The sequence below is a fragment of the Aquamicrobium zhengzhouense genome (assembly GCF_016124105.1).
GTDB classification, from domain to species: Bacteria; Pseudomonadota; Alphaproteobacteria; order Rhizobiales; family Rhizobiaceae; genus Aerobium; species Aerobium zhengzhouense.
In genome coordinates this window covers 193,197-207,002 of the sequence record NZ_JADGMQ010000004.1, presented here as the reverse complement: position 1 = coordinate 207,002, position 13,806 = coordinate 193,197, and the positions used below count along the sequence as shown (strand labels likewise).

The window sequence follows — 13,806 nt, the reverse complement described above, 5'->3', positions numbered from 1 at the left end:
GGAACTGATCAAGCCGCTTTCTTGGCGACAGTTTTTTTGTTCCTGATGGGGATGCGGACCGAAACGATTGTGCCAACATTCTCGGTGGAGCGGATCTTCAACGCGCCCCCGTGAAGCTCAGCCAGCGATCGCGAGATTGCAAGGCCAAGGCCGGAACCGGTGTGGTTCTTCGAGAATTGGTTCTGGACCTGCTCGAACGGACGACCGAGCTTTTTGAGTGCATCCTTTGGAATGCCGCATCCGGTGTCCTCTATGCTCAGCATGATCGCGCCGGATACCTTTCGGGCTCGCATGGTGATCTTGCCACCCACGCCAGTGAACTTAACGGCATTCGACAGCAGATTGATGACGATCTGCTTGATGGCGCGCCTGTCAGCGTGAAGCATGAGACCTTCGCTGATCTGCGTGGTCAGCATGATCGATTTCTCCGCTGCCTGCAGAGAGACGACGCGCACAGTCTCAAGAATGAGCGGGTGGAGGTCGATGCGCTCGCGCTCGATCGAGAATTGCCCCGCCTCGATCTTCGACATGTCGAGAATGTCGTTGATCACCCCCAGCAGGTAGAGCCCAGATGAGTGGATGTCGGCGACGTACTCTTCGTACTTCTCTGATCCGAGCGGCCCGAAATAAGCTTGCTGCATCATTTCAGAGAAGCCGATAATCGCGTTGAGTGGCGTGCGCAGCTCATGGCTCATATTGGCGAGGAATTCCGATTTCGCGCGGTTGGCAGCTTCGGCCCGCTCGGTTTCCTTCATGTATTTGCGGTTCAGTTCAACGAGCTCTGCCGTTCGCTCGCCTTCGGCGCGTCTGGCTAACGAAAGATCATGGATCGTCGCCATGAGACGCCGCTCGCTGTCAGTCAGCTTTTCCTGATGCTGCTTGAGTTGGGTGATGTCGGCACCGATGGAGACCATGCCACCGTCGCGGGTGCGAAGTTCGTTGACCTGCAGCCATCTGCCATCCGCCAGCTGCCGCTCATAGGTCGCGCCGCTGTTAGGACCATTCGGGCTGGCGAGGCGCCGCTCATGCGCGCGCGCCATCATTTTCTGCTCGATCCTCTCGCGAGGCGTTCCGGGAATGACGTCCTGATCGCTGAGCCCGTAATCCTGCTTGTACTTGGAGTTGCACATCACCAGGCAGTCGAAGGCATCCCAGAGGACGAAAGATTCCGATATGCTCTCGATCGCGGTACGCAACCGAAGGTCAGCGGTTTCGGATCGTTGCGCCAGACGGCGCTGTTCGGAAATATCAACCGCGATACCGATGAGGTGCATTTCCGGTGCCTCAGGATCGTTCACCTGCGCCTTGGCACGGATCCACATCCACTGGCCGTCCGCATGGCGCATCCGGAATACCTGATCGATCTGGTCGATCTCGCCAGCGACAATGCGGTTGGCGAGGCCGAAAAGATTAACGTCATCCGGATGAATGATCTCGGCCACGACGCCGAAGGAAAGCATGGCCTCGGTGGGCTCGTAACCCAACATCTCATACATGGAACGCGACCAATACATCTTGCCGCGGACCATGTCCCAGTCCCACAGGCCGCAGCGGCCGCGCACAAGTGCGAGGTCGACGCGCTCATGCGCTTCGAGATAGAGCCGGTCAGCTGCCTGGGCGCGGGCTGCCTGGCCGAAATAGGCGTAGAGGACGATCAGCAGGACGAGAGCCGTGATCGCATAAAGGGTTACATTAAGCGTCGCTGTACGCCGCCAGTCTGCAAAGACATCGGCCTGCGAGATCAGGGCGACCGTTGCCCATTTGCGGTCGGCGCTGATCCCCATGGCCGCGAACCATGGCTGCCCGTCGACGTGAACTTGCATCACCCCGGCACGGATGCCAAACAGGAAGAGCGGCTGCCCGCCATGGATGATGCGGTCGAGTGGCTTGCCGATCCAAGGTGTGCCGGAAGGCGAGGCTGCCCGCACGGAGAACGTGGCGTCGGTGATCAGGAGCACATGACTGGTGCTTAACGCGCCCTGGGCCGCGATCTCCTCAATAACCGGTTGGGTATCAGGAGTGCTATCGGCAGCGCGTAGCTGAGCCAACTCCATCGAGCGGGTCATCTGCGCGGCGGCAAGGGTGAGCGTTCCGTTGGCCAGGCGTTCAACGTCGTCGCGCTGAGCGAGAAGGGCAAGGCAGCGGGTTCCCGCGACCATGATGAGAAAGGCGATGATCAGGACCGGGACGACACGGCGCAGATATGGCTCGAGCGCCAAGAGGCGCTGATAGACAGGGGCTGCAAGTATGCGCGCACGACCGGACATCGTCCGGCTCGCCGTCTGAGCGGCTGAGTGACGCGCATGATACTCCCCATCGGGCGCGCTCCACGCGTCCGCGTTTGCCATTATAATGGCTCCCCGTTTTTACCTGATGACCCGGCAACGCCGCACATCCGAATCGTCCCTAAAGAATCAGACGCGATTCCTTGTGTCCAGTGGGCCCGAGACAAAAAGTTACGATTCGTTAACCATAAGGCGACGAGGCGCGGCTCAGGCCAAAGTGCGTTCGATGATATCGCGCAGATCGGTGGAAACGTTCTTGCTGGTGGCGATGATCGTGAGTGCTTCGCGTGCCGCTTCCCGTCGAACCGGCTCCAGCGAGCGCCAGGAACGCATCGCTGTGGCCAGGCGTGCTGCCAACTGCGGATTGCCCTTGTCGATTTGGAGGATCGTTTCCGCAAAGAAGCGATATCCGGAACCATCCTCCTGGTGGAAACCTGTCTGGTTCATCGAGGAGTAGGAGCCGATCAGCGCGCGCACCCGGTTCGGGTTGGACAGTGAAAATCCCTTGTGCTGGGTCAGCGCCTTCACCCGATCAACAGCAGCTGTGCCGGGAATGGTCGCCTGGATCTGGTACCATTTGTCCATGACCAGCGGATCGGAACCAAACTTCCTCTCGAAATCCGCAAGCGCGTCAGCGGACCGCTGATCCTCGGCAAAACGGTGGGCAAGGATGGCAAGCGCCGCTGACTTGTCGGTCATGTTGCTGGCCGTCCGGTATTGGGTGGCAGCGCGATCGGCATTCCCGTCAGCAACCGACAGATAGTCGAGAAGCGTGTTGCGCAGCGCGCGCTGTCCGGCGCTGTCGGCATCCGGCCTGAAAGGCCCTTCCAAATTCATGGCGTCAAAGATTTCGGCAAAGCCCTCTGCATTCGAAGCCGCGATGGCCTTCAGAAGGGCTTCGCGCGCTATATGGATTGCAGCGGGATCGATGTTGGCGCCGATGTCCCTTGCGATGTCAGCTTCGCTCGGAAGGGTAAGCGCCAGGGCGCGAAAGGCAGGCTCAAGCGCCGTGTCGGCAGCGATTTCGCCAGCCGCGCGGATGAGCCCTTCATCAAAGACAGGTGTCTTCTGTCCACGAACAGCACGGAAGGCCTGCACCAGAGCTTCGGTGAACAGGAGGCTGAGTGCCTGCCAGCGGCCAAACAGGTCGCTGTCCTTGCGGGCAAGGAACAACAGATCTTCGGCGCTCTGCTCCATGGCAATGGTGACCGGTGCAGAAAAGCCGCGATTGATCGACAGCACAGGGCGAGACGCGATGCCGTGAAAATGCACCGTATGTTTGCGTTTCTTGATGTGAATGACGCCATTCGCCACCGTCGCTCCGTCTGTCGCGGACGGCTTTATATCGCCGCCGTCGGGACCGATCAGACCAAACGCCAACGGTATGTGCATCGGGCGCTTGCGGGTTTCGGAAGGTGTCGGTGGAACGGATTGCTCGATATCCAGCGTGAATGTCTGCTTCGCAGGATCATAGGAAGCCGAAATTGCGACATTGGGCGTGCCTGCCTGATGATACCACAGCGAGAACTGCGACAGGTCCGTGCCCGAGACTTCCTCGAAAACCTTGATGAAGTCTTCGATTGTCGCTGCGTCTCCGTCGTGCCTCTGAATGTAGAGATCCATTCCCTCCCGAAACTTGTCCGGGCCGAGAATGGTGCGGATCATCCGCACGACTTCAGAGCCTTTCTCGTAAACGGTCGACGTATAGAAGTTGTTGATCTCGCGGTAGCGACGCGGGCGGACGGGATGTGCCAGCGGACCCTGATCCTCCGGAAACTGGTGCGCGCGCAGGGTTCGGACCTCCGCGATACGCTTCACTGCCCGCGAACGCTGATCGGCAGAGAACTCGTGATCGCGGAAAACGGTCAACCCTTCCTTGAGGCAGAGCTGGAACCAGTCGCGGCAGGTGATGCGGTTTCCGGTCCAGTTGTGAAAATATTCGTGGGCGATGATCGCTTCGATGTTCGCGAAATCAGCGTCGGTGGCGGTGGTTTCGTCTGCGAGGACATATTTGTCGTTGAAGATGTTGAGGCCTTTGTTCTCCATCGCCCCCATGTTGAAATCGCTGACTGCAACGATGTTGAAGACGTCGAGATCATATTCGAGGCCGTACACCTCCTCGTCCCACTTCATCGAACGCTTCAGAGCGTCCATCGCGTAGGTGGCACGGCTTTCCTTGCCATGCTCAACGTAAATGCCGAGGTCGACCTTGTGACCGGAGGACGTGACAAACTCGTCGCGCAGCATGCCGAGATCGCCGGCGACAAGCGCGAACAGATAGGATGGCTTGGGGAACGGGTCGTGCCAGACGGCATAGTGCTTGCCGCCGTCCAGCTTGCCGCTTTCGATCATGTTGCCGTTGGCAAGAAGGACGGGAGCTGTCTGCTCCGGAGCTTCCACCCGCACTGTGTAGATGGACAGAACGTCTGGACGATCAAGGAAGTAGGTTATGCGACGAAAGCCCTCGGGCTCGCATTGGGTGCAGTACACTCCGCTCGAGAGGTAAAGCCCCATCAGCGTGCTATTGCTTGACGGATCCAACCTGGTGACAATGCGCAGCGTGAACTTAGCCTTAGAGGGCGGTTCGTGGAGGGTCAGCTTCTGAGGCGTAGCTTCAAACGCGGCCTCGGGAAGGCTCTCGCCATCAATCTCGACGCTTACGCATTCGAGTTCATCGCCATCAAGCACAAGTGGGGTTCCGGCGGGCGTGCTGGCGCGGCGCTGAATGTCCAGCTCTGCCGTGACGACGGTTTCATGCGGCGAGAGGATGAAATCGAGCCTCGTATGCGAAATGATGTAGTCCGTCGGACGGTAGTCTTCGATCCGAAAAACCTGGCCTGTATCCTGACGCATAGGCTGAACTTCCTGTCGTACCGCAGCTTTCGTTAAGCCGCATCAATTCCCACATGTCGGTCTTTACATGATCTGGTCCCTCGGCAAAACTGAGGCAAAGTGTATACAATTGTGCCGGGTGGGAGAATCGGCCCGGTGGGAGGAAGAACATGACCGTTATTACGCCGAAGTTCGGAGTGGGAGCCTCTGTGCTGCGTCTGGAAGACACGGCATTCATCACGGGCAGGGGGCGTTACACCGATGATCTGACCCGCGAGGGGATGCTGCACGGCTATGTTCTGCGGTCACCCGTTGCCAAGGGTACCTTCACGATAAACTCGACTGAGGCCGCACGAGAGGCGGAAGGTGTGCATCTCGTGCTGACCGGTGCGGACGTTGCTCATCTTGGCGACATCAAGTCGACGCTGATGATGCCGCAACCCGACGGAACCAAAGCACCTACCCGTGACATTCCGATCCTTTGCCGGGACCGTGTCGAGCATGTGGGTGACGCTGTTGCATTCATCGTCGCCGAGACGCGCGCGCAGGCTCAGGACGCCGCGGAACTGATTGAGATCGACTTTGAAGCCGAAGAGGCCATTGCTGATACGGCCACCTCGACCGACAGGGCATTCGAATACAAGCTGGGAGACGAAGAGCGCACCAATGCTGCGTTCGAAAAGGCAGATCACGTTACTTCGATCCGGTTTACCAATAACCGCCTTGTGTCCAACTACATGGAGCCACGCGCTGCGATTGGCGAGTGGTTGGCAGACGAAGAGCGATTTGTTCTGACGACAGGTTCACAGGGCGTCTTTTCGATGAGACGCATACTGGCGGAACAGGTCTTCAATCTGCCGCAGGAAAAATTCCGCGTCGTCACCCCGGATGTAGGGGGCGGCTTTGGTCCCAAGGCGTGCACATATCGCGAATATCCGCTGGTGCTTGAGGCTGCTCGCCAATTGGGCCGCCCGGTGAAGTGGACGGGCGACCGGACCGAACATTTCCTGGTTGATGCGCATGGTCGCGATAATGTCGCCGAGGCGGAGATGGCAATGGACAGCGAGGGTCGCTTCCTCGGCCTTCGCGTGAAGCTGATTGCCAACCTTGGTGCCTATGCGCACCAGGTGGGGCCGCTCATCCCCTTCGTCGGGGCGACCATGTCGACAGGCGTTTACGACATCCAGGCGCTCGATGTTTCGATCCTTGGTGTTTACACCAACACGGTGCCGCTGGATGCCTATCGTGGCGCTGGCCGCCCCGAGGCTGCCTACCTGATTGAGAAGCTCGTTGATGCCTGCGCACGCGAGATGAAGTTGACGCCGCACGAGATCCGTCGCCGCAATTTCATCAAGCCTGAACAGTTCCCGTACCACACTCAGACCGGACGCCTGTACGATGTCGGCGAGTTTGCGGGACATATGGAAAAGGCGATGGAACGAGCCGGGTGGGACAGCTTTGAAGAGCGCCTCAACGAAGCAAGATCCCGCGGCAAAATTCGCGGTATCGGCATGGCGACTTACGTCGAGGCTTGCTCCTTCGCAGGCTCTGAGGCGGTTCATGTGCGGCTTGAAGACGATGGCTCGGTCACGCTTGACGTTGGCACACAATCAAACGGGCAAGGCCATGCCACGGCGTACGCGCAGTTTGTCGCTGATACGCTTGGTCTTGAAATAGATCGCATCAAGGTGATCCAGGGCGACAGCGACAGGCTGCCGAAGGGCGGCGGAACCGGCGGCTCCCGCTCGATCCCGCTGGGCGGTGTGTCGGCGGCCAAAGCGGGTGAGAACCTCGCGGAAAAGATCCGCAAGATCGCGGCTGATGAGCTCGAGGCGTCGGCGGGTGACATTGAACTCGTCAGCGGCGAGGCGCGGATCGTCGGCACAGACCGCCGCATCGACTTCTCAGCCATCGCCAAGGCGGCGAAGGCCCCTGACGACCTTAAGGGCTTCGGTGAATTCTTTCAGGACGAGGCAACCTATCCGAACGGAACCCACATCTGCGAGGTTGAGATCGATCCTGAGACCGGCAAGATCGACGTGGTCGGATATGTCAGCGTGGATGATTTCGGCATCACGGTGAACCCGATCCTTCTTGCTGGCCAGGTGCATGGTGGCATCGCGCAGGGCATTGGACAGGCACTGCTGGAAGACACGGTCTATGGCGAGGATGGTCAGCTCATCACTGCGACCTTCATGGACTATTGCATGCCGCGCGCTGACGATTTCCCTCACTTCGACTTTTCGACCCGCCATGTTCCATCCACGACCAATGAGATGGGCATCAAGGGGGCGGGAGAAGCGGGGACGATCGGAGCGGCACCGGCGGTGATGAACGCGGTGACAGATGCTCTTCACAGAGCATACGGAATATCCCATATCGAGATGCCTGCGGTGCCGAATCGCGTCTGGACTGCGATCCAGGAGGCCACTGCGCGGAATTGAGGGGGAACCGATTGCCGGATCTGAATGCGATAAACGCGGAAAACCCTCTCCGTGGCATTCTTTTGAAGATCGCATCGGTCGCCGTTTTTGTCATGATGAGCGGCCTCATCAAAGTGGCCGGCGACGTTCCCGCCGGTCAGATTGTCTTCTACCGTTCGTTCTTTGCCATACCGCCAGTTCTTCTGATCCTGTGGTGGCAGGGGAATTTGGCCGGCTCATTCCGGACCAAAAATCCGGTGGGCCACATCACGCGCGGCCTCGTGGGGGTCGCGTCCATGACTCTCGGATTTTTCGCGCTCACGCGGCTGCCCCTTCCGGATGCGGTGACGTTGAACTACGCACAACCTTTGTTTGTGGTCGTGTTCAGCGCGATGTTCATGGGCGAGACCATACGCATCTATCGCTGGGCCGCGGTTGTCGTGGGACTGTGCGGCGTCATCGTTGTGTCCTGGCCCAAGCTGACGCTGTTTTCCGGAGAAGCGGTAATGGACTCCCGGCAAACCATCGGCGTTTTTGCAGCTTTTGCTGCAGCGGCGATGTCCGCGACGGCGATGCTGCTGGTTCGCAGGCTCGTTCACACAGAGCGAACTTCAACGATTGTGGTCTGGTTTTCCGCGAGCGCTTCTGTGGTTGCGCTTTGCACCTATCCGCTGGGCTGGCTTAGTTTGTCACCGTACCAGATCGCCGCCTTGATCGGTGCCGGCATTTGCGGCGGTGTCGCACAGATGATGATGACGGAGGCTTATCGCTTTGCCGAAGCGTCCGTGGTGGCACCGTTCGAGTACACATCGCTGATGCTGGCGATCATCTTTGCCTATCTGGTGTTCGGGGAACTGCCGACGATCTATACCCTGGTAGGCGGCGCCATCGTGATTGGCTCTGGAATATTCATTGTGCTGCGCGAGCGTCAGCTCGGGCTTCAACGGGCGAAGGTTCGCAAGGTTCTGCCGCCGCAATAATTATTCGTTTGCTCCGGCCTTTAACTCATCCAGCTTGTTGGCCACGTCCAGAAGGTCGCGCCAGGCGAGCTTCTTGTGCGCCGGATTGCGCAGAAGATATGCGGGATGGAGTGTCGGCATGGCAGGGATGTCGATGCCGGACGCGGTCTTGTGCACCTTCCAATTGCCCCTCAGGCGCAAGATACCTTCATTCGCGTTGAGGAGAACCTTGGCCGAGGGGCCGCCAAGCGCGATAAGGATTTTCGGACGGGCAAGTTCGATCTGTCGCTCGATGAAGGGGCGGCAGATCTCTGTCTCGAGGGGGGTGGGGTTGCGGTTCCCTGGAGGACGCCAAGGAACGACGTTGGCGATGTAGGCATTGGTGGTTCGCGATGCGCCAATTGCGGCAAGCATTGCGTCCAACAAGCGGCCAGATTTTCCAGCGAAGGGAAGACCCTCAATGTCCTCGTCGCGACCAGGCGCTTCACCGACCAGCATGATATCCGGCTGCGGATTTCCGTCTGCGAAAACGAGGCTCTTTGCAGTAAGCTTCAGATTGCAGCCGTCGAAGCTTGCGAGCAGATTGCGCAACTCTTCAAGAGATTGAGCGCTGGCAGCGAGTTCGCGTGCACGGGCAACCTGTTCTTCATCCGGGAGAACAGGTGCGGATGTGGTGCGAGCGGCTGCTGCAGTCGGGGTTGCGTTTGAAGCTGGCTTTGTGAAAGCTGCAACCGCAGCGCTTCGAGCCGCCGCCTGCTCTGCGAAGCGGTCAACGGCCTCTTCCAGCAACGGTTCATCGACGCCCGCTTCGGCGTAGAAGCGCAACAGGTCGGCGAGATCGGGGAGGGGCTCAGTCGGGTCTGCAGTAAGCATGCCCCATTGTCGCCTGCGGCACGGTTTCCTTCAAGCACCTGCGAATACTTCTCCGCTCTTATGATGGGCACCGCAAAAGCCGGCTTGGAAGAACACCTTGCGATAGATCCAGTAATATCGAGTGTTTCCCGCGGGGAAGCTATAGGCTATGAGCGCTACACAGGTTGCCGACGGGCATACGCAAGGGAGCGATTGATGAGCGAGATCGAACGGGAGAGCATGGAATTCGACGTTGTGATTGTGGGGGCAGGACCGGCTGGTCTGTCTGCTGCGATCCGACTGAAGCAGTTGAATCCCGATCTGTCTGTCGTCGTGCTTGAAAAGGGCGGCGAAGTTGGCGCTCACATTCTCTCGGGTGCGGTCGTCGACCCGATCGGTATTGATCGTCTGCTGCCAGAGTGGCGCGAGGAGAGCGATCACCCCTTCAAGACGCCCGTCACGGCTGACCACTTCATGCTACTCGGGCCGGCAGGATCGCTGCGACTGCCGAATTTCCTGATGCCGCCGCTGATGAACAATCACGGCAATTACATCGTCTCGCTGGGCAATGTCTGCCGCTGGCTGGCGGGCCATGCCGAGGCGCTGGGCGTTGAAATCTATCCGGGATTTGCAGCAGCCGACCTCATGTATAACGAGGAGGGCGCGGTTACCGGTGTGATCACCGGCGACATGGGCGTGGAGCGCGACGGCTCACAAGGCCCAAATTTCGCCCCCGGGATGGCGCTGCTCGGCAAATATGTGCTGATCGGTGAAGGCGTACGGGGCTCGCTCGCCAAGCAGCTTATCCACCGCTACGGGCTTGCAGAAGAACGCGAGCCGCAGAAGTACGGCATCGGCCTCAAGGAGCTCTGGCAGGTCAAACCGGAAAATCACAAGCAGGGCCTGGTGCAGCACTCGTTTGGCTGGCCACTTGGTGGTGAGACCGGTGGCGGCTCGTTTCTCTATCATCTTGAAGACAACATGGTTGCGGTCGGCTTCGTCGTCCACCTCAACTACAAGAACCCGTATCTCTCGCCTTTCGAGGAATTCCAGCGCTTCAAGACGCATCCCGCGATTTCGCCAACCTTCGAAGGCGCAAAGCGCATCTCCTACGGTGCACGCGCGATCACTGAGGGTGGCTACCAGTCGGTGCCGAAGCTGACTTTCCCGGGCGGCGCGCTGATCGGTTGCTCGGCTGGTCTCGTCAACGTGCCGCGCATCAAGGGTTCGCACAACGCAGTGCTGTCGGGCATGCTCGCGGCGGAGCATGTGGCAGAAGCGATTGCGGCTGGGCGCGCCTATGATGAGCTTGCGGGCTACGAGGAAGCCTGGCGCGGCAGCGATATCGGCAAGGATCTGAAGAAGGTCCGCAACGTGAAGCCGCTCTGGTCGAAGTTCGGCCTGTGGCTTGGGGTGGGGCTTGGCGGCCTCGACATGTGGCTGAATTCCCTGCTGGGCTTCTCGCCATTCGGCACGATGAAGCACGGCAAGACGGACGCTGAATCGCTTGAGCCGGCATCGAAGCACAAGAAGATCGATTATCCGAAGCCAGATGGCGTTCTGACCTTCGATCGTCTGTCGTCCGTATTCTTGTCGAACACCAACCATGAAGAGGATCAGCCGATCCACCTTCAGGTCAAGGATATGGAACTGCAGAAGCGTTCGGAGCACGACGTCTTTGCTGGTCCCTCGACCCGCTACTGCCCGGCGGGCGTTTATGAGTGGGTCGATGCTGACGGCAATGCGGCGGCGGACAAGATCGGTATTGACGTTCGTTTCGTGATCAACGCGCAGAACTGCGTCCACTGCAAGACGTGTGACATCAAGGACCCGAACCAGAACATCAACTGGGTCCCGCCACAGGGCGGCGAGGGGCCTGTCTACCCGAACATGTAGGGGAGGTTAGCGGCAAAGCCGAAGCCTTCCTCCGTCTAGCGATTTACGAAAGCCTGCAGGATCTCGGCGGGCTTTTCTTCTGGGAGCAGGGAGAACTCGAAAAGCAGGGGAAGGTGATCTGAGTTACCGCCATACGTGCTTTCGAGTTTTCGCGGAATGACCGCGCCTTTCGTCATCACATGGTCGATCGGCAGCCCGATGGAGCTACGCATCCAGTCCGGCGCGAATTCGTGCAGGTAGGTGGAGCCGGCTCCGCGCAGGATCGTGGATCCCGCAGCACCTGCCAGGGCGCGGGCGGAATAGCTCCAGGGGGCTGAATTGAGATCACCTGCAATGATCGCGGTTGGGCCTACATCATTCATGAGCGGTAGGATCCGTGGCAGTTGGTGCTGCTGATGGAAGGGCCACGGCCATCCAAGGTGGACAGCAAGAATGTCTACGGACTGGCCGGAGAAATCGTAGCGCAGATGCGCGACGTCACCCTTGGCTGCGCATTTCGGGTGGAATCCCTGCGCGAATGGACGGCGTGACAGAACAGCGGTGCCACCTACGTCGCGCGGCTTGGGGCAGAACATCGAATAGGGATACGTGTGCTCCAACAGGGAGAGCTTTTCGTGCCATGCCCGCGTGACTTCGTTAAGCGTGACGATGTCCGGCTTGAGTTCTCCAATCAGGGAGAGCACCGCTTCAGGCTGCTGGTTCCGATAGTAAACATTCAGGTGGAGCAGCCGGTACACGGGCCCCGATTGATTGCTGCTGACACCTGAGGGCGTAGCAGCCGCGCCTTCCCAAAGCGTTGTGCCCAGTGACAGTCCGCCCAGCGCGATGGCGAACAATGCCTCCATCCGAAAGCGCATGAGCAGCAGGATCGGAACAAGGAAAAGCATCAAGACCGCAAGATGCACACGGAAGTGAGAAAACGAGTCCAGCGCCAGGTGGATGCGTCCCAGATAGCCGAAGCTGAGTGCTGCGGCGATAGCGGTCAGGACGGCAAGCACGATCAGCCGTAGCGCGGTCGATTTCATATGGCGGTGCTCTAGAGAAATGCGGTTTCGGAAAAACTGCGGAGCTTTCGGGAATGAAGTCGCTCGGATGGCATTTGCCCGAGTTTCTCCAATGCACGCAGACCAATTGTCAGATGTTGCGCGACCTGCCGCTTGTAGAACTCGGTCGCCATTCCTGGCAGCTTCAACTCGCCATGCAGCGGCTTGTCGGACACGCATAACAGGGTGCCATAGGGCACGCGGAAGCGGAACCCGTTTGCCGCGATCGTCGCCGACTCCATATCAAGCGCGATGGCTCTCGACTGGGAAAGCCGCTGAACGGGGCCGCGCTGATCGCGCAATTCCCAGTTGCGGTTGTCGATCGTCGCGACGGTCCCCGTGCGCATGATGCGCTTGAGGTCATAACCGGAGAGGCCAGTAACCTCTGCGACCGCTTCCTCCAGCGCGACCTGCACCTCGGCCAGCGCCGGGATTGGCACCCAGACCGGCAGATCGTCATCCAGAACGTGGTCTTCACGGACATAGGCGTGTGCCAGAACATAGTCGCCAAGCGCCTGGCTGGTACGAAGCCCCGCACAATGGCCGAGCATCAGCCAGACATGTGGACGCAGGACCGCAATGTGGTCGGTGATTGTCTTGGCGTTAGATGGACCCACGCCGATATTCACCATGGTAATCCCGTTGTTGCCGGGCTTTTTGAGGTGATAGGCCGGCATCTGCGGCATGCGGATGGGGGTCGCGCCCCCCTCGGGATGGCTTGAGCCAGCCGGCGTGATGATGTTGCCCGGTTCGACGAACGCTTCGTAGCCACCGCCACCATCAGCCATCAGGTTGCGCGCAACGGAGCAGAACTCGTCGATGTAGAACTGGTAATTGGTAAAGAGAACGAAGTTCTGGAAGTGGTTTGGTGTGGTCGCCGTATAGTGGGCCAGCCGGTGCAGCGAATAGTCAATGCGCTGGGCCGTGAAAGGCCCGAGGGGTAGCGGCTCCCCCGGGACGGGCTCATAGGTCCCGTTCGAGATGTGATCGTCGGTGGTGTTGAGATCCGGCACGTCAAACAGATCGCGCAACGGCCGCTGGATAACCTCTGCAATGTCGCCATCGACATAGGTGCCTTCGAGAAAGGCAAAGTGCAGAGGGATTGGCGTTTCGGAGTCACCAATGGTGATCGGAACGCCATGATTGCGCATCAGCAGACCAAGCTGTTCGATGAGATAATTCTCGAACAGATCGGGCCGCGTGATCGTGGTGGAATATTCACCTGGACCCGCGACGTGGCCATAGGCCAGGCGCGAATCTATATGCGCGTAGGAGGAAGTCGTCATCCGCACTTCCGGGTAATATGCCCGGAAACGCCGGTGCTGATCATCTCCGGACGCAAGCGAATTGAAGGAGTCGCGCAGGAAAGCGGTGCGGTTTTCGTAGAGCGTCTTAAGCTGGCGAACCGCTTCCACCGGGTCGGTAAAACTGCGACGGGAGAATGCGTCCGGTGTCGAGACGACGGGTATAGGGTCAGGGTAAATTCGCTTTTCCATGGCCCATTATATGTCGTTCG

8 protein-coding genes are annotated in these 13,806 nt (G+C 59.2%); 3 read left to right on the top strand and 5 right to left on the bottom strand.

Going from position 1 to position 13,806, the window contains the following annotated elements; all coding sequences use genetic code 11:
* Positions 1-8 precede the first annotated feature (8 nt).
* On the bottom strand, positions 9-2,348 hold the full coding sequence (locus IOD40_RS08680; RefSeq protein ID WP_198476134.1) for a PAS domain-containing sensor histidine kinase: 2,340 nt from the start codon (positions 2,346-2,348) through the stop codon (positions 9-11).
* Between the two features lie 144 nt (positions 2,349-2,492).
* A complete protein-coding gene (gene pepN, locus IOD40_RS08675) occupies positions 2,493-5,138 on the bottom strand; it encodes an aminopeptidase N (protein ID WP_198476133.1) in 2,646 nt (881 codons plus the stop codon).
* A 149-nt stretch (positions 5,139-5,287) separates the two neighbouring features.
* Between pepN and IOD40_RS08670 the strand changes: the two genes are divergently transcribed.
* Both IOD40_RS08670 and IOD40_RS08665 read left to right on the top strand, forming a co-directional pair.
* Entirely contained in the window at positions 5,288-7,561 is a 2,274-nt protein-coding gene (locus IOD40_RS08670; RefSeq protein WP_198476132.1) for a xanthine dehydrogenase family protein molybdopterin-binding subunit, read from the top strand.
* 11 nt (positions 7,562-7,572) lie between these two features.
* Positions 7,573-8,520 carry a DMT family transporter gene (locus IOD40_RS08665; RefSeq protein WP_198476131.1) on the top strand — a complete coding sequence of 316 codons (948 nt, stop codon included), beginning with the start codon at positions 7,573-7,575 and terminating at the stop codon, positions 8,518-8,520.
* On the opposite strand, the gene IOD40_RS08660 is transcribed toward IOD40_RS08665, so the two are convergent.
* Positions 8,521-9,372: a uracil-DNA glycosylase gene (locus IOD40_RS08660; RefSeq protein WP_198476130.1), complete on the bottom strand. Its 852-nt coding sequence runs from the start codon at positions 9,370-9,372 to the stop codon at positions 8,521-8,523.
* 195 nt (positions 9,373-9,567) lie between these two features.
* Between IOD40_RS08660 and IOD40_RS08655 the strand changes: the two genes are divergently transcribed.
* A complete protein-coding gene (locus IOD40_RS08655; RefSeq protein WP_198476129.1) occupies positions 9,568-11,247 on the top strand; it encodes an electron transfer flavoprotein-ubiquinone oxidoreductase in 1,680 nt (559 codons plus the stop codon).
* 35 nt (positions 11,248-11,282) lie between these two features.
* Here IOD40_RS08655 and IOD40_RS08650 read toward each other — a convergent pair whose 3' ends face one another.
* Both IOD40_RS08650 and IOD40_RS08645 read right to left on the bottom strand, forming a co-directional pair.
* On the bottom strand, positions 11,283-12,272 hold the full coding sequence (locus tag IOD40_RS08650) for an endonuclease/exonuclease/phosphatase family protein (protein ID WP_198476128.1): 990 nt from the start codon (positions 12,270-12,272) through the stop codon (positions 11,283-11,285).
* A gap of 11 nt (positions 12,273-12,283) precedes the next feature.
* The gene (locus IOD40_RS08645) at positions 12,284-13,786 is read right to left on the bottom strand and encodes an AMP nucleosidase (protein WP_198476127.1); all 1,503 of its coding nucleotides are present in this window, start codon (positions 13,784-13,786) and stop codon (positions 12,284-12,286) included.
* Positions 13,787-13,806 lie beyond the last annotated feature (20 nt).

Excerpts from the sequence above, each read along its gene's own strand:
- IOD40_RS08680 (WP_198476134.1), bottom strand. The coding sequence starts at position 2,348 with ATGGCAAACGCGGACGCGTGGAGCGCGCCCGATGGGGAGTATCATGCG.
- pepN (WP_198476133.1), bottom strand. The coding sequence starts at position 5,138 with ATGCGTCAGGATACAGGCCAGGTTTTTCGGATCGAAGACTACCGTCCG.
- IOD40_RS08670 (WP_198476132.1), top strand. The coding sequence starts at position 5,288 with ATGACCGTTATTACGCCGAAGTTCGGAGTGGGAGCCTCTGTGCTGCGT.
- IOD40_RS08660 (WP_198476130.1), bottom strand. The coding sequence starts at position 9,372 with ATGCTTACTGCAGACCCGACTGAGCCCCTCCCCGATCTCGCCGACCTG.
- IOD40_RS08655 (WP_198476129.1), top strand. The coding sequence starts at position 9,568 with ATGAGCGAGATCGAACGGGAGAGCATGGAATTCGACGTTGTGATTGTG.
- IOD40_RS08650 (WP_198476128.1), bottom strand. The coding sequence starts at position 12,272 with ATGAAATCGACCGCGCTACGGCTGATCGTGCTTGCCGTCCTGACCGCT.
- IOD40_RS08645 (WP_198476127.1), bottom strand. The coding sequence starts at position 13,786 with ATGGAAAAGCGAATTTACCCTGACCCTATACCCGTCGTCTCGACACCG.